Origin of the sequence: Escherichia coli (assembly GCF_036503815.1) — a bacterium.
Lineage (GTDB): Bacteria > Pseudomonadota > Gammaproteobacteria > Enterobacterales > Enterobacteriaceae > Escherichia > Escherichia coli_F.
Genome location: NZ_AP027764.1, coordinates 2,763,674 through 2,787,101 on the forward strand (window position 1 = coordinate 2,763,674; position 23,428 = coordinate 2,787,101).

Annotated in this window: 25 protein-coding genes; 17 read left to right on the forward strand and 8 right to left on the reverse strand. The window is 51.0% G+C overall.

Annotation, left to right across the window (positions count from 1 at the left end; translation table 11 throughout):
• The first annotated feature begins 7 nt into the window (after positions 1-7).
• The 12 genes from AABJ99_RS13235 (at position 8) to rnb (ending at position 12,277) form a co-directional block, all read left to right on the forward strand.
• Positions 8-172: a protein YmjE gene (locus AABJ99_RS13235; RefSeq protein ID WP_120795382.1), complete on the forward strand. Its 165-nt coding sequence runs from the start codon at positions 8-10 to the stop codon at positions 170-172.
• A complete protein-coding gene (gene puuP, locus AABJ99_RS13240) occupies positions 162-1,547 on the forward strand; it encodes a putrescine/proton symporter PuuP (RefSeq protein ID WP_000996856.1) in 1,386 nt (461 codons plus the stop codon). The genes AABJ99_RS13235 and puuP overlap by 11 nt, the downstream gene beginning before the upstream one ends.
• A 133-nt stretch (positions 1,548-1,680) precedes the next feature.
• On the forward strand, positions 1,681-1,926 hold the full coding sequence (gene ymjA, locus AABJ99_RS13245; RefSeq protein ID WP_001015099.1) for a YmjA family protein: 246 nt from the start codon (positions 1,681-1,683) through the stop codon (positions 1,924-1,926).
• 312 nt (positions 1,927-2,238) lie between these two features.
• The gene (gene sapA / locus AABJ99_RS13250) at positions 2,239-3,882 is read left to right on the forward strand and encodes an ABC transporter substrate-binding protein SapA (RefSeq protein ID WP_032184026.1); all 1,644 of its coding nucleotides are present in this window, start codon (positions 2,239-2,241) and stop codon (positions 3,880-3,882) included.
• Positions 3,879-4,844 (forward strand): putrescine export ABC transporter permease SapB, encoded by a 966-nt coding sequence (gene sapB / locus AABJ99_RS13255; RefSeq protein ID WP_000583271.1) that lies wholly within the window; start codon positions 3,879-3,881, stop codon positions 4,842-4,844. The genes sapA and sapB overlap by 4 nt, the downstream gene beginning before the upstream one ends.
• On the forward strand, positions 4,831-5,721 hold the full coding sequence (gene sapC / locus AABJ99_RS13260; protein WP_001146166.1) for a peptide ABC transporter permease SapC: 891 nt from the start codon (positions 4,831-4,833) through the stop codon (positions 5,719-5,721). The genes sapB and sapC overlap by 14 nt, the downstream gene beginning before the upstream one ends.
• Positions 5,721-6,713: a peptide ABC transporter ATP-binding protein SapD gene (gene sapD, locus AABJ99_RS13265; protein ID WP_039020816.1), complete on the forward strand. Its 993-nt coding sequence runs from the start codon at positions 5,721-5,723 to the stop codon at positions 6,711-6,713. Before sapC ends, sapD begins: the two co-directional genes overlap by 1 nt.
• Position 6,714: 1 nt before the next feature.
• Positions 6,715-7,521, forward strand: a complete 807-nt coding sequence (gene sapF / locus AABJ99_RS13270) for a peptide ABC transporter ATP-binding protein SapF (RefSeq protein ID WP_000573406.1) — start codon at positions 6,715-6,717, stop codon at positions 7,519-7,521.
• 70 nt (positions 7,522-7,591) lie between these two features.
• Entirely contained in the window at positions 7,592-7,954 is a 363-nt protein-coding gene (locus tag AABJ99_RS13275) for a DUF559 domain-containing protein (RefSeq protein WP_000357889.1), read from the forward strand.
• A 261-nt stretch (positions 7,955-8,215) separates the two neighbouring features.
• Positions 8,216-9,004 (forward strand): enoyl-ACP reductase FabI, encoded by a 789-nt coding sequence (gene fabI / locus AABJ99_RS13280; RefSeq protein ID WP_000506490.1) that lies wholly within the window; start codon positions 8,216-8,218, stop codon positions 9,002-9,004.
• Positions 9,005-9,147: 143 nt separating this feature from the next.
• Positions 9,148-10,275 carry a carboxymuconolactone decarboxylase family protein gene (yciW, locus tag AABJ99_RS13285; RefSeq protein ID WP_024212193.1) on the forward strand — a complete coding sequence of 376 codons (1,128 nt, stop codon included), beginning with the start codon at positions 9,148-9,150 and terminating at the stop codon, positions 10,273-10,275.
• Positions 10,276-10,342: 67 nt separating this feature from the next.
• Positions 10,343-12,277: an exoribonuclease II gene (gene rnb, locus AABJ99_RS13290; RefSeq protein WP_039020815.1), complete on the forward strand. Its 1,935-nt coding sequence runs from the start codon at positions 10,343-10,345 to the stop codon at positions 12,275-12,277.
• Positions 12,278-12,353: 76 nt separating this feature from the next.
• Here rnb and AABJ99_RS13295 read toward each other — a convergent pair whose 3' ends face one another.
• On the reverse strand, positions 12,354-12,458 hold the full coding sequence (locus AABJ99_RS13295; protein WP_000221855.1) for a hypothetical protein: 105 nt from the start codon (positions 12,456-12,458) through the stop codon (positions 12,354-12,356).
• Positions 12,459-12,511: 53 nt separating this feature from the next.
• On the opposite strand from AABJ99_RS13295, the gene pdeR reads away from it, so the two are divergent.
• Positions 12,512-14,497 carry a cyclic di-GMP phosphodiesterase gene (gene pdeR / locus AABJ99_RS13300; RefSeq protein WP_338387359.1) on the forward strand — a complete coding sequence of 662 codons (1,986 nt, stop codon included), beginning with the start codon at positions 12,512-12,514 and terminating at the stop codon, positions 14,495-14,497.
• Here the strand turns inward: pdeR and AABJ99_RS13305 are convergent.
• Entirely contained in the window at positions 14,479-14,607 is a 129-nt protein-coding gene (locus tag AABJ99_RS13305) for a hypothetical protein (protein WP_338387360.1), read from the reverse strand. The genes pdeR and AABJ99_RS13305 overlap by 19 nt on opposite strands.
• 37 nt (positions 14,608-14,644) lie before the next feature.
• Here AABJ99_RS13305 and yciZ point away from each other — a divergent pair, with 37 nt between their 5' ends.
• From yciZ to osmB, 3 genes are all read left to right on the forward strand, one after another.
• Complete coding sequence (yciZ, locus tag AABJ99_RS13310) at positions 14,645-14,818, forward strand: protein YciZ (protein WP_001288368.1); 174 nt, start codon at positions 14,645-14,647, stop codon at positions 14,816-14,818.
• Positions 14,819-14,907: 89 nt separating this feature from the next.
• Positions 14,908-15,657 carry a DNA-binding transcriptional regulator YciT gene (gene yciT / locus AABJ99_RS13315; RefSeq protein ID WP_001088621.1) on the forward strand — a complete coding sequence of 250 codons (750 nt, stop codon included), beginning with the start codon at positions 14,908-14,910 and terminating at the stop codon, positions 15,655-15,657.
• Between the two features lie 268 nt (positions 15,658-15,925).
• Entirely contained in the window at positions 15,926-16,144 is a 219-nt protein-coding gene (osmB, locus tag AABJ99_RS13320; RefSeq protein WP_000498253.1) for an osmotically-inducible lipoprotein OsmB, read from the forward strand.
• Positions 16,145-16,269: 125 nt separating this feature from the next.
• On the opposite strand, the gene yciH is transcribed toward osmB, so the two are convergent.
• The 5 genes from yciH to pgpB form a co-directional block, all read right to left on the reverse strand.
• The gene (gene yciH, locus AABJ99_RS13325; protein WP_001353236.1) at positions 16,270-16,596 is read right to left on the reverse strand and encodes a stress response translation initiation inhibitor YciH; all 327 of its coding nucleotides are present in this window, start codon (positions 16,594-16,596) and stop codon (positions 16,270-16,272) included.
• A complete protein-coding gene (pyrF, locus tag AABJ99_RS13330) occupies positions 16,596-17,333 on the reverse strand; it encodes an orotidine-5'-phosphate decarboxylase (protein WP_000176265.1) in 738 nt (245 codons plus the stop codon). The genes yciH and pyrF overlap by 1 nt, the downstream gene beginning before the upstream one ends.
• A gap of 191 nt (positions 17,334-17,524) precedes the next feature.
• Positions 17,525-18,694, reverse strand: a complete 1,170-nt coding sequence (lapB, locus tag AABJ99_RS13335) for a lipopolysaccharide assembly protein LapB (RefSeq protein ID WP_000891338.1) — start codon at positions 18,692-18,694, stop codon at positions 17,525-17,527.
• Between the two features lie 6 nt (positions 18,695-18,700).
• Positions 18,701-19,009, reverse strand: coding sequence for a lipopolysaccharide assembly protein LapA (gene lapA, locus AABJ99_RS13340; RefSeq protein ID WP_000876284.1), 309 nt, complete (start codon positions 19,007-19,009; stop codon positions 18,701-18,703).
• A 148-nt stretch (positions 19,010-19,157) separates the two neighbouring features.
• On the reverse strand, positions 19,158-19,922 hold the full coding sequence (pgpB, locus tag AABJ99_RS13345) for a phosphatidylglycerophosphatase B (RefSeq protein ID WP_039020813.1): 765 nt from the start codon (positions 19,920-19,922) through the stop codon (positions 19,158-19,160).
• A gap of 169 nt (positions 19,923-20,091) precedes the next feature.
• Between pgpB and ribA the strand changes: the two genes are divergently transcribed.
• Positions 20,092-20,682 (forward strand): GTP cyclohydrolase II, encoded by a 591-nt coding sequence (gene ribA, locus AABJ99_RS13350; protein WP_001176295.1) that lies wholly within the window; start codon positions 20,092-20,094, stop codon positions 20,680-20,682.
• 63 nt (positions 20,683-20,745) lie between these two features.
• On the opposite strand, the gene acnA is transcribed toward ribA, so the two are convergent.
• Positions 20,746-23,421: an aconitate hydratase AcnA gene (gene acnA, locus AABJ99_RS13355; protein WP_039020812.1), complete on the reverse strand. Its 2,676-nt coding sequence runs from the start codon at positions 23,419-23,421 to the stop codon at positions 20,746-20,748.
• Positions 23,422-23,428: the final 7 nt, after the last annotated feature.

Sequence of the window (23,428 nt, forward strand, 5' to 3'; positions counted from 1 at the left end):
TGAGATGATGCCGATGATTAAATCCCCGCATGGCGAGGGAGGCTGCGTATGCGCCCCTCCTGCGACTGACTGGACTCCGCCCCCTTTGCTTCCCTTGCTAAACAGGTTTGATTTCAGGTCGACACGACCGCAAACCTTATTACGCAGGGGAGGCAGCAATTATGGCTATTAATTCACCACTGAATATTGCTGCGCAACCCGGCAAAACCCGTCTGCGAAAATCACTGAAATTGTGGCAGGTGGTGATGATGGGTCTGGCCTATCTCACGCCGATGACTGTGTTCGATACCTTTGGCATTGTTTCCGGCATTAGCGACGGTCACGTTCCGGCGTCCTATTTGCTGGCACTGGCGGGTGTGCTGTTTACCGCGATCAGCTACGGCAAACTGGTTCGCCAGTTTCCGGAGGCCGGTTCGGCCTATACCTACGCGCAAAAGTCGATTAACCCGCACGTCGGATTTATGGTCGGCTGGTCATCGCTGCTGGATTATCTCTTTTTGCCGATGATCAACGTTTTGTTGGCGAAAATCTATCTCTCCGCCCTCTTCCCGGAAGTGCCGCCGTGGGTGTGGGTGGTAACCTTCGTCGCCATTTTAACCGCCGCGAATCTGAAGAGCGTCAACCTGGTCGCTAACTTCAATACCTTGTTTGTACTGGTGCAAATCTCCATCATGGTGGTGTTTATCTTCCTGGTGGTTCAGGGACTACATAAAGGAGAAGGCGTTGGCACCGTCTGGTCACTTCAGCCGTTTATCAGCGAGAACGCGCACCTGATCCCGATTATTACCGGGGCGACGATTGTCTGTTTCTCGTTCCTCGGTTTTGATGCGGTGACCACGCTTTCAGAAGAGACGCCGGACGCCGCACGCGTGATCCCGAAAGCCATCTTCCTGACGGCGGTGTACGGCGGCGTTATCTTTATCGCCGCGTCGTTCTTTATGCAGCTGTTCTTCCCGGATATCAGCCGCTTTAAAGATCCGGACGCCGCACTGCCGGAAATCGCACTGTACGTTGGCGGCAAGTTGTTCCAGTCGATTTTCCTCTGCACGACGTTTGTGAACACGTTAGCGTCTGGCCTGGCGTCACATGCCAGCGTGTCGCGTCTGCTGTATGTGATGGGGCGCGACAATGTGTTTCCGGAACGCGTGTTTGGCTATGTGCACCCGAAATGGCGGACTCCGGCACTGAATGTCATTATGGTCGGGATTGTCGCGTTGTCAGCGCTGTTCTTTGATTTAGTCACCGCGACAGCATTGATTAACTTCGGTGCTCTGGTGGCGTTTACCTTCGTTAACCTGTCGGTGTTTAATCATTTCTGGCGGCGTAAAGGAATGAATAAAAGCTGGAAGGATCACTTCCACTATTTGCTGATGCCGCTGGTTGGCGCGCTGACGGTGGGTGTGCTGTGGGTTAACCTCGAGTCAACGTCACTGACACTCGGTCTGGTATGGGCTTCATTAGGCGGCGCATATTTGTGGTATCTGATCCGCCGCTATCGCAAAGTGCCGTTGTATGATGGTGACAGAACGCCGGTGAGCGAAACGTAATAGTCGGATGCGCGGCGCATTATCCTGCCTGAGGGTAATGCGCCGCGCCATTAACTATAAAAAGATGTATGACCCGGATCACGAGTGCTATCATCCGCCCTTATGCTTAGCGCATTAACCCCAGGGGCAAATAATGAACCACGATATCCCGCTAAAATATTTTGATATTGCCGATGAGTACGCGACCGAATGCGCAGAGCCTGTCGCAGACGCTGAACGCACACCGCTGGCCCACTACTTCCAGTTACTGCTCACCCGTTTGATGAACAATGAAGAGATCAGCGAAGAAGCCCAACATGAAATGGCTGCTGAAGCGGGGATTAATCCCGTACGCATTGATGAGATCGCAGAGTTTTTGAATCAATGGGGTAATGAGTAATTATTTCATTGCAGACGCTCGGTCAGTATCGTTGCCCGGATAAAGCGTTCACGCCGCATCCGGCTAAAAATGACACGCACTGCAGCGTGCTTTAATGGGTTTCTCACGATCGTACCGCTCTGCTCCTCGCTAAGTTGTTCTGTGAGTTATAGTTATAGAGAAATCACGGGTACGAATGTTGAACAGATGGCGACGTCACCTGTTCAACGACCAACCACACGGCCCTCATTACGACCCCTGAACACAAACGGTAATGGCAAATGTCATTAAATATTAGTAAGATAGCCTCTTTACATAAAATCCCTTAATATTATGCGCCAGGTATTATCGTCTCTTTTGGTGATTGCTGGACTTGTGAGTGGTCAGGCAATCGCCGCGCCTGAATCCCCCCCGCATGCTGATATCCGCGACAGCGGTTTTGTCTATTGCGTCAGCGGGCAAGTCAACACCTTTAACCCATCCAAAGCGAGCAGTGGGTTAATTGTCGATACCCTTGCCGCCCAGTTTTATGATCGACTCCTGGATGTCGATCCCTATACCTATCGCCTGATGCCGGAACTTGCCGAAAGCTGGGAAGTGCTCGACAACGGCGCGACCTATCGCTTCCACCTGCGTCGCGATGTTCCGTTTCAAAAAACCGACTGGTTTACTCCCACTCGTAAAATGAATGCCGACGATGTGGTGTTTACCTTCCAGCGAATTTTTGACCGTAACAACCCGTGGCATAACGTCAACGGCAGCAACTTTCCCTACTTCGACAGCCTGCAATTTGCCGATAACGTTAAAAGCGTCCGCAAACTGGATAATCATACCGTTGAGTTCCGACTCGCCCAGCCAGATGCTTCTTTTTTGTGGCACCTGGCGACCCATTATGCTTCGGTCATGTCGGCAGAATATGCCCAGAAGTTAGAGAAAGAAGATCGCCAGGAACAACTCGACCGTCAGCCGGTCGGCACTGGACCGTATCAGTTATCGGAATACCGCGCCGGGCAATTTATTCGCCTACAACGTCATGATGACTTCTGGCGCGGCAAACCGTTAATGCCGCAGGTGGTGGTGGATTTAGGCTCCGGCGGCACCGGACGTCTTTCGAAACTTCTGACAGGTGAATGCGACGTTCTGGCCTGGCCTGCTGCCAGTCAGCTATCCATTTTGCGTGACGACCCACGCTTGCGTTTAACGCTGCGCCCGGGGATGAATGTCGCCTATCTGGCATTTAACACTGCTAAACCGCCGCTAAATAATCCCGCTGTCCGCCATGCGCTGGCACTGGCGATCAATAACCAGCGTCTGATGCAATCCATCTATTATGGTACGGCTGAAACGGCAGCCTCTATTTTACCGCGCGCCTCGTGGGCCTATGACAACGAGGCTAAAATTACTGAATACAATCCGGCGAAATCGCGCGAACAGTTGAAGGCGTTGGGGCTGGAAAACTTAACGCTGAAACTGTGGGTGCCAACACGTTCGCAGGCGTGGAACCCCAGTCCACTGAAAACCGCCGAACTGATTCAGGCGGATATGGCGCAGGTTGGCGTAAAAGTGGTGATTGTGCCGGTAGAAGGTCGTTTTCAGGAGGCGCGGTTGATGGATATGAGCCATGATCTGACGTTATCCGGTTGGGCGACAGACAGTAACGATCCGGACAGTTTCTTTCGTCCGCTACTGAGCTGCGCAGCAATACATTCCCAGACCAACCTCGCACACTGGTGCGATCCGAAATTCGACAGCGTGTTGCGTAAGGCGCTCTCCTCGCAGCAGCTAGCGGCGCGTATTGAAGCCTATGACGAAGCGCAAAGTATTCTGGCGCAGGAATTGCCCATTTTGCCGCTGGCGTCGTCATTGCGCTTGCAAGCCTACCGTTACGATATCAAAGGGCTGGTTCTTAGCCCGTTTGGTAACGCCTCCTTTGCTGGTGTGTATCGCGAGAAACAGGATGAGGTGAAAAAACCATGATTATCTTCACCTTACGCCGCATTTTGTTATTGATTGTCACCTTGTTCCTGCTGACGTTCGTTGGCTTTAGCTTGAGCTATTTCACCCCACATGCGCCGTTACAAGGCGCTTCACTGTGGAATGCCTGGGTGTTCTGGTTTAACGGCCTGATCCATTGGGATTTTGGTGTTTCCAGCATTAACGGTCAGCCGATTGCCGAACAGTTAAAAGAAGTCTTTCCGGCAACAATGGAGTTGTGCATCCTCGCTTTCGGATTTGCGTTGATTGTCGGGATCCCCGTGGGGATGATTGCCGGGATTACGCGCCATAAGTGGCAGGATAACTTGATCAACGCCATCGCCTTACTGGGTTTTTCCATCCCGGTGTTCTGGCTGGCGCTTCTGTTGACGCTGTTTTGTTCACTCACGCTAGGTTGGTTGCCCGTTTCAGGGCGTTTCGATCTGCTCTACGAAGTGAAACCGATTACCGGTTTTGCGTTGATTGATGCCTGGCTTTCGGACTCACCGTGGCGGGATGAAATGATCATTAGCGCAATCCGTCATATGGTATTGCCCGTGATCACCCTGTCGGTTGCGCCAACAACTGAAGTGATCCGACTAATGCGTATCAGCACTATCGAAGTGTATGACCAGAATTATGTAAAAGCGGCGGCGACCCGCGGTTTGTCACGCTTTACTATTTTGCGTCGCCACGTTCTGCATAACGCGTTACCTCCGGTTATTCCTCGCCTGGGCTTACAGTTTTCCACCATGCTGACGCTGGCAATGATCACCGAAATGGTCTTTAGCTGGCCGGGTTTAGGGCGCTGGTTAATTAACGCCATCCGCCAGCAAGATTACGCGGCCATTTCCGCCGGAGTGATGGTGTGTGGCTCACTGGTCATTATTGTTAACGTGATTTCTGATATTTTGGGTGCCATGGCTAACCCTCTGAAACATAAGGAATGGTATGCCTTACGATAGCGTATACAGCGAAAAGCGCCCGCCGGGCACGCTGCGTACCGCCTGGCGCAAATTTTATAGTGATGCCTCTGCGATGGTCGGTCTGTACGGCTGCGCGGGACTGGCTGTACTGTGTATTTTTGGCGGCTGGTTTGCGCCTTACGGAATCGATCAGCAATTTCTCGGCTATCAATTATTGCCGCCTTCATGGTCACGCTATGGCGAAGTTTCTTTCTTCCTGGGGACTGACGACCTCGGACGCGATGTTTTAAGTCGTTTACTGAGTGGAGCTGCACCAACCGTGGGGGGGGCATTTGTGGTGACGCTTGCCGCGACGATCTGTGGCCTGGTACTTGGCACCTTTGCCGGGTCGACGCACGGTCTACGCTCAGCGGTGCTTAACCATATTCTGGATACCTTACTGGCGATCCCTTCCCTACTGCTGGCAATTATCGTTGTAGCGTTTGCCGGACCGAGTTTGTCGCACGCCATGTTTGCCGTCTGGCTGGCGCTGCTGCCTCGTATGGTACGTTCGATTTACAGCATGGTGCATGACGAACTGGAAAAAGAGTACGTTATCGCCGCCCGTCTGGATGGCGCATCAACGCTGAATATTCTCTGGTTTGCTGTGATGCCAAACATCACCGCCGGGCTGGTCACCGAGATCACCCGCGCACTGTCGATGGCAATTCTCGATATCGCCGCGCTGGGCTTTCTCGATCTCGGCGCACAACTCCCCTCGCCTGAATGGGGAGCGATGCTCGGTGATGCGCTGGAACTGATTTATGTCGCCCCGTGGACTGTCATGCTGCCAGGTGCGGCAATTATGATTAGCGTGCTGTTGGTTAACCTCCTTGGCGACGGTGTTCGTCGTGCAATTATTGCGGGGGTGGAATAATGCCATTACTCGATATTCGTAACCTGACCATTGAATTTAAAACCGGTGATGAGTGGGTTAAAGCCGTCGACCGCGTAAGTATGACCTTAACCGAAGGTGAAATCCGCGGTCTTGTTGGCGAATCCGGTTCCGGCAAAAGTTTGATTGCAAAAGCAATTTGTGGGGTGAATAAAGATAACTGGCGTGTTACTGCTGACCGTATGCGTTTTGATGATATCGATTTGCTGCGTCTCTCCGCACGCGAACGGCGCAAGCTGGTTGGTCACAACGTGTCGATGATTTTCCAGGAACCGCAGTCGTGTCTTGACCCTTCAGAACGTGTGGGTCGCCAGTTGATGCAAAACATCCCAGCCTGGACCTATAAAGGCCGTTGGTGGCAGCGTTTTGGCTGGCGCAAACGCCGTGCCATTGAACTGCTGCACCGCGTGGGGATTAAAGATCATAAAGATGCGATGCGCAGTTTTCCCTATGAGTTGACCGAAGGTGAATGTCAGAAAGTGATGATAGCCATTGCACTGGCGAATCAACCGCGTCTGCTGATTGCTGACGAACCGACAAACTCAATGGAGCCAACAACCCAGGCGCAAATCTTTCGCCTGCTGACGCGTCTCAACCAAAACAGCAATACCACTATTTTGCTTATCAGCCATGACTTACAAATGCTTAGCCAATGGGCGGATAAAATTAACGTGCTTTACTGCGGTCAAACGGTGGAAACCGCGCCAAGTAAGGAGTTGGTGACAATGCCACATCATCCTTATACCCAGGCGCTGATCCGCGCGATACCAGACTTCGGCAGCGCGATGCCGCATAAAAGTCGCCTCAATACGCTGCCCGGCGCTATCCCACTGCTGGAACAGTTACCGATTGGGTGTCGGCTGGGGCCGCGTTGCCCGTATGCACAACGAGAATGCATTGTGACGCCACGTTTGATGGGGGCGAAAAATCATCTCTATGCCTGTCATTTCCCACTGAACATGGAGAAAGAATGAGATGATCGAAACGCTACTTGAAGTGCGTAATTTAAGTAAAACGTTCCGCTACCGGACCGGCTGGTTTCGTCGTCAGACCGTAGAAGCGGTAAAACCTTTGAGCTTTACGCTACGTGAAGGCCAGACACTGGCGATTATTGGTGAGAATGGGTCGGGTAAATCCACACTGGCGAAAATGCTGGCGGGAATGATAGAACCGACCAGCGGCGAGTTATTGATTGACGATCATCCGCTGCATTTTGGCGATTATTCCTTCCGTAGTCAGCGTATTCGCATGATTTTTCAGGATCCTTCGACCTCGTTGAATCCCCGTCAACGTATCTCGCAGATTCTTGATTTTCCACTGCGTCTGAACACCGATCTGGAACCTGAACAGCGTCGCAAACAGATTATTGAAACGATGCGGATGGTTGGGCTGCTACCGGATCACGTCAGTTACTATCCGCATATGTTGGCGCCCGGACAAAAACAACGTCTGGGTCTGGCACGCGCGCTGATATTGCGTCCAAAAGTGATTATTGCCGATGAAGCCCTCGCCTCACTGGATATGTCGATGCGTTCGCAGTTGATTAATCTGATGCTGGAATTACAGGAAAAACAGGGCATTTCGTATATTTATGTCACCCAGCATATTGGGATGATGAAGCACATTAGCGACCAGGTACTGGTGATGCATCAGGGCGAGGTTGTCGAGCGAGGTAGTACTGCGGATGTGCTCGCCTCTCCGCTGCACGACCTCACTAAACGACTGATTGCCGGTCATTTTGGCGAGGCATTGACGGCGGATGCGTGGCGTAAGGACCGTTAATTTTCTGAATCAAGCTTGCAGAATATTCACCTCATTCTGACAGGGAAATTCATCCTGTCAGAATGAAGGGATGGATAAAATAAAAGCAAATGCCCGCGATTTAAGACGCAACCTCACCCCGCAGGAGCGAAAGTTCTGGCGATATCTTCGCAGCCGACGTTTTGCTGATTTCAAATTTCGCCGTCAACATCCGGTGGGGAATTACATTCTCGATTTTGCCTGTTGCTCTGCACGTTTAGCGGTAGAGCTTGATGGTGGGCAACATGATTCAGCTATCGCGTATGATACCAGGCGCACGCGCTGGCTTGAGTCCCAGGGCTGGACCGTGCTACGTTTCTGGAATAACGAGATCGATCATAATGAAGAGGCGGTTCTGGGGGAGATTCTGCAGGAACTGAGCCGCCGGTCACCCTCACCCCAACCCTCTCCCTGAAAGGGCGAGGGGGCTGTATGTGCCTGTTTGTTGCTGGGGTGACAACGCGCACAATCGGTCCCCTCGCCCCTCTGGGGAGAGGGTTAGGGTGAGGGGAAAAGCGCCCACCCTGCCCGCGCCCTGCTCCGGTCAGACCTGGCAACTATAGCCACCCACAGCCAGGTTGATTATAATAACCGTTTATCTGTTCGTACTGTTTACTAAAACGACGAATCGCCTGATTTTCAGGCACAACAAGCATCAACAATAAGGATTAAAGCTATGGGTTTTCTTTCCGGTAAGCGCATTCTGGTAACCGGTGTTGCCAGCAAACTGTCCATCGCCTACGGTATCGCTCAGGCGATGCACCGCGAAGGAGCTGAACTGGCATTCACCTACCAGAACGACAAACTGAAAGGCCGCGTAGAAGAATTTGCCGCTCAATTGGGTTCTGACATCGTTCTGCAGTGCGATGTTGCCGAAGATGCCAGCATCGACACCATGTTCGCTGAACTGGGGAAAGTTTGGCCGAAATTTGACGGTTTCGTACACTCTATTGGTTTTGCACCTGGCGATCAGCTGGATGGTGACTATGTTAACGCCGTCACCCGTGAAGGCTTCAAAATTGCCCACGACATCAGCTCCTACAGCTTCGTTGCAATGGCAAAAGCTTGCCGCTCCATGCTGAATCCGGGTTCTGCCCTGCTGACCCTTTCCTACCTTGGCGCTGAGCGCGCTATCCCGAACTACAACGTTATGGGTCTGGCAAAAGCGTCTCTGGAAGCGAACGTGCGCTATATGGCGAACGCGATGGGTCCGGAAGGTGTGCGTGTTAACGCCATCTCTGCTGGTCCGATCCGTACTCTGGCGGCTTCCGGTATCAAAGATTTCCGCAAAATGCTGGCTCATTGCGAAGCCGTTACCCCGATTCGCCGTACCGTTACTATTGAAGATGTGGGTAACTCTGCGGCATTCCTGTGCTCCGATCTCTCTGCCGGTATCTCCGGTGAAGTGGTCCACGTTGACGGCGGTTTCAGCATCGCTGCAATGAACGAACTCGAACTGAAATAATCGTTCTGTTGGTCAAGATGGGCGGCGTTCTGCCGCCCGTTATCTCTGTTATACCTTTCTGATATTTGTTATCGCCGATCCGTCTTTCTCCCCTTCCCGCCTTGCGTCAGGATAACGATTTCCTTTACGACCAAGGAGCGCCCATGGAACAACGCCACATCACCGGCAAAAGCCACTGGTATCATGAAACGCAATCCAGTACTGCGGAGAATGACGTTCTGCCTCTGGTCCCGGAAGCCGCAAAGGTTCGCGATCCCTTTCTGCTCGACGTGATCCTTGATGAAGAAACGCTGGCCCCCTTCCTTTCATGGATGGTCCCGGCGCGCATTCTTGCAGCGGAGTTGTTCCCTGACCAGCTTACTGTGACCCGTTCACAGACCTTCACCGCTTATGAACGTTTGTCGACGGCCCTGACGGTTGCTCAGGTTTGCGGCGTCCAGCGGTTGTGCAACTACTATTCGGCGCGACTTACACCGCTCCCCGGACCTGATTCCTCCAGGGAAAGCAATCATCGGTTGGCACAAATCACGCAATATGCCCGCCAACTGGCCAGCTCGCCTTCTATTATCGACAACCGATCGCGCCAACATCTGAATGACGTCGGTCTTACTGCCTGGGACTGTGTGATAATCAACCAAATAATTGGTTTTATTGGCTTTCAGGCGCGGACAATTGCGACATTTCAGGCTTATCTCGGGCATTCGGTACGCTGGTTACCCGGTCTGGAGATACAAAACTACGCCGACGCGTCACTGTTTGCTGATGAATCAATACGCTGGCGAAGCAGCTATGAGGTGGAAAAACTACCTGAAGAGCACACAAAAAGTTCTAATGCAGAACTTTGCCAACTGACCGAAACACTCTCTCTCCACCCTATTTCACTTTCCCTTCTCGAAAAGTTGTTAAACAGCACACGGGTCAATACACAGCCGGATAATAAGCTTGCGGCGTTGTTATGCGCGCGTATTAATGGCAGTCCTGCTTGTTTTGCTGCCTGTATGAATTCATCAAATGAATATAAAAAAATCAGCCCCCTTCTGCGCAAGGGCGAAAATGAAATTAACCAATGGGCTGACCGTGATTCTGTTGAGCGCGCTACCGTTCAGGCGATACAATGGCTGACCCGAGCACCCGATCGCTTTAGCGCCGCCCAGTTCAGCCCATTACTCGAACACGAAAAATCATCAACGCAGATTATTAATCTGCTGGTATGGAGCGGGCTGTGTGGCTGGATAAATCGCTTAAAAATCGCGTTGGGTGAGACATATTAACCTTGCTGCGTCAGACAGATTCGCGTAAAACTGTCAGCCGCTCTAATGGCCACCAAAATAGACAATTATGTTTCAGGACAACCCGCTGCTAGCGCAGCTTAAACAGCAACTGCATTCCCAGACGCCACGCGCTGAAGGGGTGGTAAAAGCCACAGAAAAAGGCTTTGGCTTCCTGGAAGTCGACGCGCAAAAAAGTTATTTCATTCCGCCGCCGCAGATGAAAAAAGTCATGCATGGCGACCGAATTATCGCAGTGATCCACAGTGAAAAAGATCGTGAATCCGCAGAGCCAGAAGAACTGGTTGAACCGTTTCTGACTCGTTTCGTGGGTAAAGTTCAGGGCAAAAATGACCGTCTGGCCATCGTTCCTGATCATCCACTCTTAAAAGACGCCATTCCTTGCCGCGCAGCCCGTGGCCTGAACCACGAGTTTAAAGAAGGCGACTGGGCGGTTGCCGAAATGCGCCGTCATCCGCTGAAAGGCGATCGTTCTTTCTATGCTGAACTAACACAATACATCACTTTTGGTGACGACCACTTTGTACCGTGGTGGGTTACCCTGGCGCGCCATAACCTGGAAAAAGAAGCACCAGACGGCGTCGCTACCGAAATGCTCGATGAAGGTCTGGTTCGTGAAGATCTGACAGCGCTGGATTTTGTCACCATCGACAGTGCCAGCACAGAAGATATGGATGACGCCCTTTTCGCTAAGGCGTTGCCGGATGACAAACTTCAGCTGATTGTGGCGATTGCCGATCCAACCGCGTGGATTGCTGAAGGCAGCAAGCTGGACAAAGCCGCGAAAATTCGCGCATTCACCAACTATCTGCCTGGCTTCAACATCCCTATGCTGCCTCGCGAGCTTTCTGACGATCTCTGCTCACTGCGCGCCAATGAAGTCCGCCCGGTACTGGCATGCCGCATGACGCTCTCCGCTGATGGCACCATTGAAGATAATATCGAATTCTTTGCCGCCACCATCGAATCCAAAGCGAAGCTGGTGTATGACCAGGTCTCTGACTGGCTGGAAAATACCGGTGACTGGCAGCCTGAAAGTGAAGCAATTGCCGAACAAGTCCGTTTGTTAGCGCAAATTTGCCAACGCCGTGGCGAGTGGCGTAATAACCACGCACTGGTATTTAAAGATCGCCCGGATTACCGCTTTATTCTCGGTGAAAAAGGTGAAGTGCTGGATATCGTCGCCGAGCCTCGTCGCATTGCCAATCGTATCGTCGAAGAAGCGATGATTGCCGCTAACATTTGTGCGGCCCGCGTACTGCGCGATAAGCTCGGTTTTGGCATCTATAACGTGCATATGGGCTTTGATCCGGCGAATGCCGACGCGCTGGCGGCGTTGCTGAAAACCCACGGTCTGCATGTCGATGCCGAAGAAGTGCTCACGCTGGACGGTTTCTGCAAACTGCGTCGTGAACTGGATGCGCAACCAACTGGTTTCCTCGACAGCCGCATTCGTCGCTTCCAGTCATTTGCTGAAATTAGCACTGAACCCGGTCCTCACTTTGGCCTCGGTCTGGAAGCATACGCCACCTGGACTTCGCCAATCCGTAAATATGGCGACATGATCAACCACCGTCTGCTGAAAGCGGTTATCAAAGGCGAAACTGCGACGCGTCCGCAGGATGAAATCACTGTCCAAATGGCCGAGCGTCGCCGTCTCAACCGAATGGCAGAACGTGATGTTGGCGACTGGTTATACGCACGCTTCCTGAAAGACAAAGCCGGGACCGACACCCGTTTCGCGGCGGAAATTGTCGATATCAGCCGTGGCGGCATGCGTGTGCGTTTGGTTGATAACGGCGCTATCGCCTTTATTCCAGCACCTTTCTTACACGCTGTGCGCGATGAACTGGTTTGCAGCCAGGAAAACGGCACTGTACAAATTAAAGGTGAAACGGCTTACAAAGTGACCGACGTTATTGACGTCACCATTGCCGAAGTCCGCATGGAAACCCGCAGCATTATTGCACGCCCGGTCGCGTAATCTCCTTTCACGGCCCATTCCTCATGAATGGGCCGTTTATTTCCCCGCTCCACCTTCGCCATATCCCGGCAGATTTTTAACTAACTTTCGTTTGAAAACTGGCGTTTTTCCAAAACTGGATTACAAATAAATAGATAAAAAAAACAATGCGTTTAGCCGCCGTTAATTTCATGTAAGTCATGTTGTTCCTTTTATTTAACCGCGGACTCCGCTGTTAACCGGAGGATATGCATCATGAAAACCGTTAGGGAGTCCACAACGTTGTACAACTTTCTCGGATCGCACAATCCATACTGGCGGTTGACGGAAAGCAGCGATGTTTTGCGCTTTTCTACCACCGAAACCACAGTACCTGAACGTACGTTGCAGTTATCTGCCGAACAGGCTGCTCGCATCAGGGAAATGACGGTCATCACTTCCAGCCTGATGATGAGTCTGACCGTCGATGAAAGCGATCTTTCTGTGCATCTGGTAGGACGAAAAATCAATAAACGGGAATGGGCTGGCAACGCTTCGGCATGGCATGACACACCGGCGGTTGCTCGTGATTTATCACACGGGCTTTCCTTTGCTGAGCAGGTAGTTTCTGAAGCACATTCCGCAATAGTGATTCTCGACAGTCGGAGGAATATCCAACGCTTCAATCGGTTATGTGAAGATTACACAGGGTTGAAAGAACACGACGTCATTGGGCAAAGCGTGTTTAAACTGTTTATGAGCCGTCGTGAAGCTGCGGCATCCAGGCGCAATAACCGTGTATTTTTTCGAAGCGGCAATGCATATGAAGTCGAACTGTGGATACCAACACGTAAAGGCCAGCGGCTGTTTCTGTTTCGCAATAAATTTGTCCACAGCGGCAGTGGCAAGAACGAGATTTTTTTAATCTGTTCCGGCACCGACATTACCGAAGAGCGCCGCGCTCAGGAGCGACTGCGTATTCTGGCAAATACCGACAGTATCACCGGACTGCCGAATCGTAACGCAATGCAGGAGTTAATCGATCACGCCATTAATCAGGCAGATAACAATAAAGTTGGGGTTGTGTATCTTGATTTGGATAATTTTAAAAAGGTCAACGACGCTTATGGGCATTTGTTTGGTGACCAGCTATTACGCGAAGTGTCATTGGCCATTTTAAGCTGTCTCGAACATGATCAGGTGTTGGCGCGTCCAGGTGGCGATGAGTTTCTGGTACTGGCATCCAATACCTCACAAAGCGCGCTGGAAGCAATGGCATCACGAATTTTGACCCGCTTACGACTCCCCTTCCGCATTGGTTTAATTGAAGTTTATACCAGCTGTTCAGTGGGTATTTCACTCTCTCCCGAACATGGTTCGGACAGCGCGGCTATTATTCGTCACGCCGACACAGCAATGTACACAGCGAAGGAAGGCGGACGAGGACAATTTTGCGTTTTTACCCCAGAAATGAATCAGCGGGTATTTGAATATCTCTGGCTGGATACCAACTTGCGTAAAGCACTGGAAAACGATCAGTTGGTTATTCACTATCAACCGAAAATCACCTGGCGTGGCGAAGTACGCAGTCTGGAAGCTTTAGTACGTTGGCAGTCACCTGAACGTGGGTTGATTCCACCGTTGGACTTTATTTCCTACGCCGAAGAGTCAGGGCTAATCGTGCCTTTAGGCCGTTGGGTGATTCTCGATGTCGTACGCCAGGTGGCGAAGTGGCGGGATAAAGGCATTAACCTGCGAGTGGCGGTAAACATTTCTGCACGTCAGCTCGCCGATCAAACCATTTTCACCGCCCTGAAACAGGTTCTCCAGGAACTCAATTTTGAATACTGCCCTATTGATGTTGAACTGACGGAGAGCTGCCTGATTGAGAATGATGAACTGGCACTGTCTGTTATTCAACAATTTAGCCAACTAGGTGCGCAAGTGCATCTGGACGATTTTGGTACCGGCTACTCTTCACTTTCGCAACTGGCGCGCTTTCCGATCGATGCGATTAAACTTGACCAGGTTTTTGTTCGAGATATTCACAAACAACCTGTATCGCAGTCGCTGGTCCGGGCGATCGTCGCTGTGGCCCAGGCATTGAATCTTCAGGTGATCGCTGAAGGAGTGGAGAGTAAAAAGGAAGATGCTTTTTTAACCAAGAACGGGATCAATGAGCGGCAAGGATTTTTGTTTGCCAAACCGATGCCCGCCGTCGCCTTCGAACGTTGGTATAAACGCTATCTGAAGCGCACATAAGTAGATGAATATATATACTTAGCGATATATTCTGTAATTATATATCGTATTCCCGGATGATAATTAACCGTTGCTGTTAAACACTTCTCTTTTAGCGGCAATTTTTGCATTATTCATTTTCTCCCTTTTGCTATTAGGATGTCCTTGATGTCTGAATTTGATGCCCAGCGCGTTGCCGAACGTATTGATATTGTGTTAGATATCCTTGTGGCAGGCGATTACCACTCTGCGATCCATAATCTCGAGATACTTAAAGCAGAACTCTTGCGCCAGGTTGCTGAATCTACGCCAGACATCCCGAAGGCACCGTGGGAGATTTAACAATCGTGCCTTCAGGTTTTCCTATTTGAGGATGCCCGGCGCGTCAGTATTTTTTTATTAAGTATTATAACGTTATAAGAATTACAGCGATGAATTCCCGACAACAAACTATTCTACAGATGGTCATTGACCAGGGTCAGGTTAGCGTAACCGATCTGGCAAAAGCCACTGGAGTTTCTGAAGTTACCATTCGCCAGGATCTCAACACCCTCGAAAAACTGAGTTACCTCCGCCGTGCACATGGCTTTGCAGTTTCGCTTGATAGTGATGACGTCGAAACCCGTATGATGAGCAACTATACACTGAAGCGTGAACTCGCCGAGTTTGCCGCGTCACTGGTTCAACCGGGCGAAACTATCTTTATCGAAAATGGCAGCAGCAATGCCCTACTCGCCCGGACTCTGGGCGAGCAGAAGAAAAATGTCACTATCATCACGGTCAGCAGCTATATTGCACATTTGCTGAAAGACGCGCCTTGTGAAGTCATTTTACTCGGTGGCGTGTACCAGAAAAAAAGCGAAAGTATGGTTGGTCCTTTGACACGCCAGTGCATCCAACAGGTGCATTTCAGCAAGGCATTTATTGGTATTGATGGCTGGCAGCCTGAAACTGGGTTTACCGGTCGCGATATGATGCGTACCGATGTGGTCAATGCCGTGCTGGAAAAAGAGTGCGAAGCGATAGTCCTGACTGACAGTTCGAAATTTGGTGCTGTACATTCATACTCCATCGGCCCCGTTGAGCGATTCAATCGCGTGATTACCGATTCGAAAATACGCGCCAGCGATCTGATGCATCTTGAGCACAGTAAACTCACCGTTCACGTCGTTGACATTTAACCATTTCCCTTCTCTACGGATGATTTGCTGTTTTGCAAATCATCCGCTCTAAGATGATTCCTGGTTGATAATTAAGACTATTTACCTGTTATTAACACTCTCAAGATATAAAATTATTATCAGCGATATAACAGGAAGTCATTATCACCTGCGTGATATAACCCTGCGCGCGAGCGGATTTCACGGAATAATTTCACCAGGCTTATTCTTAGCTATTATAGTTATAGAGAGCTTACTTCCGTGAATCATAAATTCAGGAGAGAGTATTATGTTTGTAACGAGCAAAAAAATGACCGCGGCTGTTCTGGCAATTACCCTGGCAATGTCTCTGAGTGCCTGTTCTAACTGGTCTAAACGAGACCGTAACACCGCAATTGGCGCGGGCGCAGGTGCATTAGGCGGTGCAGTACTGACCGATGGCAGTACGCTGGGTACATTAGGTGGTGCAGCCGTCGGTGGTGTTATTGGTCACCAGGTCGGTAAATAATCGTAAATAAATGTCGATTATCGACTCGCAATTATAATACGCTTGATTCTGTTCAGTACGAAATAACTGAATAATACACACAGTAAAATATTCTAAAGCCACGGATATATCCGTGGCTTTTTATGTTAACCGCCGGCGAGTTTTACCTTCATCCCTTTCGCTTCAAGCAGTGATTTTAATAAATCGCGCTTATCACCCTGGATTTCAATAATTCCATCTTTAACTGCCCCGCCGCAGCCGCATTTTTTCTTCAGTTCCGCTGCCAGTTTTGTCAGTTCGGCATCATCGAGATCGACACCGGTAATCAAGCAAACGCCCTTACCTTTACGTCCACTGGTCTGACGCTGAATACGCACCACACCGTCGCCTTTAGGGCGTACAGGGGCCGCTTTTGGCTCATCAATACGTCCGGTTTCCGTTGAGTAGACCAGACGGCTGTTGGAATCACTCATCATGCACTCCGCTGTAAAGAGGCGTTGATCGCTTTCAGCGTTTGCGCTGGATCTACCGATTGCGTTACCGGGCGACCAATCACCATATAATCAACACCAGCCGCCAACGCCTGTTCTGGCGTCATAATGCGGCGCTGGTCACCAGCTTCACTCCCCTGCGGACGAATGCCCGGCGTAACCAGTTTGAACTCCTGACCGAATACCTGTTTAAAGCGCACAGCTTCCTGAGCAGAACACACCACACCATCAAGGCCACATTTTTGCGTCAGTGCCGCCAGACGTTCTGCATAATCTGCAGGTGACAGCGTCACGCCAAGATCGGCCAGGTCGCTGGCTTCCATGCTCGTCAACACCGTCACAGCAATCAAAAGCGGTGCATCTTTGCCAAACGGGACGAGTGCCTCACGCGCTGCGGTCATCATACGCGCCCCACCGGAGGCGTGAACATTCACCATCCACACGCCTAAGTCAGCTGCAGCAGCGACAGCGTGCGCTGCAGTGTTGGGAATATCGTGAAATTTCAGGTCGAGGAAGATATCAAAACCACGCTGTTGAAGTTCGCGTACAAATTGAGGTCCAAACAGCGTAAACATCTCTTTGCCGACTTTCAGACGACAATCGCGTGGGTCGATCTTGTCGACAAAGGCCAGCGCGGCATCACGATTATGATAATCAAGGGCAACAACCACAGGAGAATTCGTAACAGCGCGGGAAGAAGATGAAGCAGTTAACGTCATGACCAGACCTTCTTGATGATGGGCACCGGAAGTGGCGCGAAACAGGTAAACGGCGAGCATTCTACCCGTGGAAATAAAAAATTAACAGTTGCGATTTCTCCCCTGGTAGGCTTTTCTGCGCCCGAGTTACCGGAGCACAATGGAATATTAATAACTAGTATGTTGTAACTAAAGTCGGATTTTTTTAAAAATTACAGGCCATCAAGACCGCGAATCGGTTTAATGGTTGACCAGGCCCGACAAGATGGACAATGCCAGTAGAGGGTGTATGCGGTAAAACCACATTTCTGGCAGCGATAACGAGGCTTACTACGCACCTTCTCGCCAACCATGTCACGCAGCACCATCAGACTCTCTTTGGCACGCCCTTCTTCCGCTTCATTTAAGTGGTAATCCATTAGCTTATGGAACACACGCATGGTCGGATGACGCTGAAGCTGACGCGTAATATAGACCTGTGCGGCCTCACTACCGTCGCGCGCTTCGATGATGTCCGCAAGCATTAGTTCAGCATCGGCACCGGTGTTCTCTTCCACCGCGCGCTGCAGGAACTCAGCCCATTCGGCAGTTTTACCCAACTGCTGGTAGCAGGTTTGCAGCATTTCCAGCGTTTCGCTGACCAGTTCTCTGTCCTGGGATATCACGCGTTGCAAACTTTCAACGGCTTTGGCGTATTCTCCTTTCGCCATAAATACGCGTCCCATCATGATGGATACGCGGGCGCTGTTTTTATCTGCCGCTGCACCTTTTTTTAACAAGGCCATGGCACGATCGAGATCGTCGCTGGCCATATGCTGTAGGGCTAACTCGCAGTAGAAATGAGCAATTTCGACGCGCTGCTTATCTTTACCCAGCTTCACCAGGCGTTCGGCAACATCAATTGCTTTCTGCCACTCGCTGGTAGCCTGGTAGATTTGTAGCAACTGTTGCAGCGCGCCAATGCGGAAGTCAGTTTCATCGGTCAGTTGATTGAACATGTCTTCCGCGCGGTCGTATAACCCGGCGGCCATGTAATCACGCCCCAGTTGTTGAATCGCCAACAGACGCTGTTCATAGGTCAGCGAGGCGCTTTCCATTAGGGTCTGATGGATGCGAATAGCGCGATCAACTTCGCCACGCGAACGGAACAGGTTTCCGAGCGTAAGGTGGGCTTCAACGGTACCCGTATCCTCTTTAAGCATATCGAGAAACAGGTCTACCGCTTTATCCTGTTGATTACTAAGCAGAAAGTTAACCCCCGCTACGTAATCACGCGACAAGCGGTTGGCTTCATCTTGCTTGTTTTGTTGCGCACTTCTGCGGCCCATATACCAGCCATAGGCAGCGGCTACAGGCAAAAGCAGAAACAACAACTCCAGCATAGAAAGTTATTCCTTCGCCGCTGACGAATGCGGCGCTACAGCCACGTCAGTCGCGGGTGAAAGCTGGTTTTCCAGTCGCTTTATTTTACGTTCAGCGCGCGCCAGGGAAACACGAACTCGCAGCCAGAACAGGCCGCAAATCAGCCAACCGATAGCAAACCCCGCAGCAAACAATACCGCCAGCAATGTGGAAATACGGTACTCCCCTTGCGCTAACAGATAATTAAACGTCACCTGTTGATCGTTCTGCGCACCCAACGTGACCGAAATCACGAAGATCGCTAACACCAGTAAGAAAATGAGTAAATATTTCACATTACTTCCCGTTATGTGGTTAGAGCGAATAAATTATGGTCAACTTACCGCAATAGCCCTTTAAAGTACCATTTTCGCGCCGTCTGCGAAATGGCAACCACGCGCATTGTTGATGATTTAAGGGCTAAATTCAGAAAATCAACCAGCGTTAACTTTCTTGTTCTCGTTGCGCAATTTCGCGATTTTCTTCCGCAGGTGGTGTTAATGGCCCACAAATTCGTTGTGCAAGCCACGTTGCTATCGCCACCAGCGCCCACGAAATCAACGTAGCTACCACCAGATCGCGCGGCCAATGCATCCCGAGTAGCAGGCGGCTTCCCATGACTCCGGTTGCCCAGACCAGCAAGATAGCAATGGTTAACGTTCGCCGACGCGGCCACAGCAACCCAACGGCCAACAGCGCCCAACTGGCAGCAAACATCGTGTGACCGGACGGAAAGGCAAACCCCGTCTCTTTCTGCCAGTGTGAACGCAAATATTGCGGGATATTTTTCTCTTCAGCCAACTGTTCTTTCACTATATTTCCGCGTTCTGCTCGCTTTAAAGTGTAGAACTCATCAACCGGAATATGATGTGTTTTTTCCAGCCAGATTACAAAAGGTCGTGGTTCCTGGACTTTGTCTTTGATCCAGGATTTAACACCTTGTCCCACAAGGATTGCCGCCGCCAGAATGGCAAATAACATAATGGCAGCCTTAATGCGAAAACGCAGACACCAGAGAAACCAGCCGAATAAAATCAAATGTGTAATGACGCCCCATGGCTGAGTGACAGTTTCAGTAACCCAAAAAGCCGCTTTTAGTAGCCAACTTTGTTCTCCAGGTTGCCAACGCCAGCCAGAAATCCATACGGCTACCGGCATAACAAGCAATAGTGCAGCTCCCACTGCGGTACGTCTGGCAATCGAACGCATGGCATCTCCTTTTTGATAAGTCCCACAATCATAACTGAAAATGCCAGTTCCAGGAAAAATTGACAGGTTTGTGCCATTCCGTGAACGATCGACGCGTCGTGATTAGGTGAACCCCTTCTCGTTATGGCAAAATAAGCCAATACAGAACCAGCATTATCTGGAGAATTTCATGCAGCTTAAACGTGTGGCAGAAGCCAAACTGCCAACCCCATGGGGCGATTTCCTGATGGTGGGATTTGAAGAACTGGCAACCGGACACGATCATGTCGCGCTAGTCTATGGCGATATTTCCGGGCATACCCCGGTACTTGCGCGCGTCCATTCCGAATGTCTGACCGGTGACGCCCTGTTCAGCTTGCGCTGCGATTGTGGCTTCCAGCTCGAAGCGGCACTGACGCAAATTGCCGAAGAAGGCCGTGGTATTTTGCTGTATCACCGTCAGGAAGGTCGTAACATTGGTCTGCTGAATAAAATCCGCGCTTATGCACTGCAGGATCAAGGTTACGATACTGTAGAGGCTAACCACCAGTTAGGCTTCGCCGCTGATGAGCGCGACTTCACTCTTTGCGCTGATATGTTCAAACTCCTTGGCGTCAATGAAGTCCGCTTGTTAACCAACAACCCGAAAAAAGTCGAAATTCTGACCGAAGCAGGGATTAATATTGTTGAACGCGTACCGTTGATTGTAGGTCGTAACCCCAATAACGAACATTATCTCGATACCAAAGCCGAGAAAATGGGTCATTTGCTGAACAAATAACCCTCTTGCATTGTGTAATTCATTTGCTTGCCGGAAGCAAAATAACCGGCAAGCAAATACTCGTTACTTCAACATATTACGAATGACATAATGCAAAATGCCGTCGTTCTGGTAGTAGGTCAACTCCGTCGCGGTGTCGATACGACAACGGCAGGGTACGACTTCCTGGCTACCATCCGCGCGCGTAAACGTCACCGGAACCGTCGCACCGGGTTGTAGACTTTGCAGATCGACAATATCAATCTTCTCTTCCCCGATTAGCCCTAACGTTTTACGCGTCACGCCTTGCGGAAATTCCAGCGGCAGGATGCCCATGCCAATTAAATTCGAGCGGTGAATTCGTTCAAACGATTCGGCAATCACAACACGAATGCCAAGCAGACGCGGACCTTTTGCTGCCCAGTCACGGCTGGAGCCTGATCCATACTCTTTCCCGGCAATCACCGCCAGCGGCGTTTGTTCCTGCTTATAGCGCATCGCGGCATCATAAATAGAGATGACCTCGCTGTCAGGTAAATGCCGCGTCATCCCCCCTTCAACGCCAGGCACCATTTCATTACGGATGCGAATATTGGCGAAGGTGCCGCGCATCATCACTTCATGGTTACCACGCCGCGAACCGTAGGAGTTAAAGTCTTTGCGCTCAACACCCCGACCTTGTAGATATCGCCCCGCCGGGCTATCGGGCTTAATGCTGCCCGCCGGAGAAATGTGGTCAGTGGTAACCGAATCCCCCAGCATTGCGAGGATCCGCGCACCGTGAATATCTTCCACAGGTGCTGGTGTTGCCTGCATTTCATCAAAGAAAGGCGATAAGCGAATATAGGTTGAATCCTCCTGCCAACCGTAGGTATCGGATCGCGCAACGTTAATCTCTTTCCATTCCGCCGTGCCTTCAAAAACTTCTGCGTACTCTTTGCGGAACATTTCTGTGGAGACTTGTTCTACCGCACGGGCAATTTCTTGTGCCGATGGCCAGATATCTTTCAGATATACCGGATCGCCTTTACGATCGTGACCAATAGGCTCAGAAGCGAGGTTAATATTCATATTTCCCGCCAGCGCATAGGCAACCACCAGCGGCGGCGAGGCCAGCCAGTTAGTTTTAACCAGCGGATGGATACGGCCTTCAAAGTTACGGTTGCCGGACAGCACCGCACCGACGGTTAAATCGCCTTTTTTGATTGCCGTTTCGATAGGATCGGGCAATGGACCAGAGTTACCAATACAGGTGGTACAACCGTATCCCACAAGGTTAAATCCCAGTTCATCCAGATACGGTGTCAGTTTCGCTTTTGCCAGATAATCAGAAACGACTTTCGAGCCTGGTGCCAGCGACGCTTTGACCCACGGTTGCCGCTTGAGGCCCAGAGTTACAGCTTTTTTCGCCAGCAAACCTGCGGCCATCAGCACACTTGGGTTAGAGGTGTTGGTGCACGACGTTATCGCAGCAATGACCACCGCGCCATCAGGTAACTGATACGGATGTCCGTTCATAACATAATCGACCGGCTGGCGATCTTTATGCGTGGCATTTACTTCCAGTTCGTTACTGGCGGCAAATGCTTTTGGTACATCGGGCAGTGCAACGCGATCCTGTGGGCGTTTTGGCCCTGCCAGGCTCGCTTCAACGTCATTCATATCCAGTTCTAACGTACTGGTAAAAATCGGTTCATCGCCCGGGTTTCGCCACATGCCCTGCGCTTTGGCATATTTTTCGACCAACTCGACCTGATCTTCGCTGCGCCCGCTTAAACGCATGTAATCGAGGGTGACAGCATCGATTGGGAAGAAGCCACAGGTGGCACCATATTCTGGCGACATATTGGCAATGGTGGCGCGATCCGCCAGCGGTAGTGAATCCAGCCCATCACCATAAAATTCGACGAATTTCCCCACCACGCCATGTTTGCGCAGCATTTGGGTAACGGTGAGTACCAGGTCTGTGGCGGTAATACCTTCACGTAATTTTCCGGTGAGTTTAAAGCCCACTACGTCAGGGATAAGCATGGAAACCGGCTGGCCTAACATTGCGGCTTCGGCTTCGATCCCACCAACGCCCCACCCCAGCACGCCGAGGCCGTTTATCATGGTGGTGTGCGAGTCAGTACCAACGAGTGTATCCGGATAAGCAATCCATTCACCGTCCTGCAATTCGCTCCACACTGCTTTGCCGAGATATTCGAGGTTAACCTGATGGCAAATGCCTGTGCCTGGCGGCACGACGCTAAAACGACTGAACGCCTGCTTTCCCCATTTCAGGAACACATAACGTTCGTGGTTGCGCTCCATTTCCAGGCGCACGTTTTCTTCAAATGCCTCATCATCACCAAAACGATCGACGGTCACCGAGTGGTCAATGACCAGGTCGACCGGTGAGAGCGGGTTAACCTTTGCAGTATCGCCGCCGAGGCGTTTAACCGCTTCGCGCATTGCCGCCAGATCAACAACGGCAGGTACGCCGGTAAAGTCCTGCATCAGCACCCTTGCCGGGCGGTAGGCAATTTCACGGTCAGCATGGGCATTTTTCAGCCATCCCACCAGCGCGTAGATATCCTCTTCGGTAACCGAGTTACCATCCTGCCAGCGCAGCAGGTTTTCGAGCAAAACTTTGAGTGACTTAGGCAGACGGGTGATATCGCCCAGTGATTTGGCAGCAAGCGGCAGGCTGTAGTAGTGGTAAGTTTTATCTTTGGCCTGCAACGTGTCCTTACTGGCTTCTCGTAGGGTTGACGACATAGCTCCT

Excerpts from the sequence above, each read along its gene's own strand:
- AABJ99_RS13275 (WP_000357889.1), top strand. The coding sequence starts at position 7,592 with ATGGATAAAATAAAAGCAAATGCCCGCGATTTAAGACGCAACCTCACC.
- yciH (WP_001353236.1), bottom strand. The coding sequence starts at position 16,596 with ATGAGTGATTCCAACAGCCGTCTGGTCTACTCAACGGAAACCGGACGT.
- AABJ99_RS13295 (WP_000221855.1), bottom strand. The coding sequence starts at position 12,458 with ATGACTTACATGAAATTAACGGCGGCTAAACGCATTGTTTTTTTTATC.
- osmB (WP_000498253.1), top strand. The coding sequence starts at position 15,926 with ATGTTTGTAACGAGCAAAAAAATGACCGCGGCTGTTCTGGCAATTACC.
- ymjA (WP_001015099.1), top strand. The coding sequence starts at position 1,681 with ATGAACCACGATATCCCGCTAAAATATTTTGATATTGCCGATGAGTAC.
- sapC (WP_001146166.1), top strand. The coding sequence starts at position 4,831 with ATGCCTTACGATAGCGTATACAGCGAAAAGCGCCCGCCGGGCACGCTG.
- puuP (WP_000996856.1), top strand. The coding sequence starts at position 162 with ATGGCTATTAATTCACCACTGAATATTGCTGCGCAACCCGGCAAAACC.
- yciT (WP_001088621.1), top strand. The coding sequence starts at position 14,908 with ATGAATTCCCGACAACAAACTATTCTACAGATGGTCATTGACCAGGGT.
- fabI (WP_000506490.1), top strand. The coding sequence starts at position 8,216 with ATGGGTTTTCTTTCCGGTAAGCGCATTCTGGTAACCGGTGTTGCCAGC.
- yciZ (WP_001288368.1), top strand. The coding sequence starts at position 14,645 with ATGTCTGAATTTGATGCCCAGCGCGTTGCCGAACGTATTGATATTGTG.
- yciW (WP_024212193.1), top strand. The coding sequence starts at position 9,148 with ATGGAACAACGCCACATCACCGGCAAAAGCCACTGGTATCATGAAACG.
- pgpB (WP_039020813.1), bottom strand. The coding sequence starts at position 19,922 with ATGCGTTCGATTGCCAGACGTACCGCAGTGGGAGCTGCACTATTGCTT.
- sapD (WP_039020816.1), top strand. The coding sequence starts at position 5,721 with ATGCCATTACTCGATATTCGTAACCTGACCATTGAATTTAAAACCGGT.
- rnb (WP_039020815.1), top strand. The coding sequence starts at position 10,343 with ATGTTTCAGGACAACCCGCTGCTAGCGCAGCTTAAACAGCAACTGCAT.
- AABJ99_RS13235 (WP_120795382.1), top strand. The coding sequence starts at position 8 with ATGCCGATGATTAAATCCCCGCATGGCGAGGGAGGCTGCGTATGCGCC.
- pdeR (WP_338387359.1), top strand. The coding sequence starts at position 12,512 with ATGAAAACCGTTAGGGAGTCCACAACGTTGTACAACTTTCTCGGATCG.
- sapB (WP_000583271.1), top strand. The coding sequence starts at position 3,879 with ATGATTATCTTCACCTTACGCCGCATTTTGTTATTGATTGTCACCTTG.
- lapB (WP_000891338.1), bottom strand. The coding sequence starts at position 18,694 with ATGCTGGAGTTGTTGTTTCTGCTTTTGCCTGTAGCCGCTGCCTATGGC.
- pyrF (WP_000176265.1), bottom strand. The coding sequence starts at position 17,333 with ATGACGTTAACTGCTTCATCTTCTTCCCGCGCTGTTACGAATTCTCCT.
- acnA (WP_039020812.1), bottom strand. The coding sequence starts at position 23,421 with ATGTCGTCAACCCTACGAGAAGCCAGTAAGGACACGTTGCAGGCCAAA.
- AABJ99_RS13305 (WP_338387360.1), bottom strand. The coding sequence starts at position 14,607 with ATGCAAAAATTGCCGCTAAAAGAGAAGTGTTTAACAGCAACGGTTAAT.
- sapF (WP_000573406.1), top strand. The coding sequence starts at position 6,715 with ATGATCGAAACGCTACTTGAAGTGCGTAATTTAAGTAAAACGTTCCGC.
- ribA (WP_001176295.1), top strand. The coding sequence starts at position 20,092 with ATGCAGCTTAAACGTGTGGCAGAAGCCAAACTGCCAACCCCATGGGGC.
- sapA (WP_032184026.1), top strand. The coding sequence starts at position 2,239 with ATGCGCCAGGTATTATCGTCTCTTTTGGTGATTGCTGGACTTGTGAGT.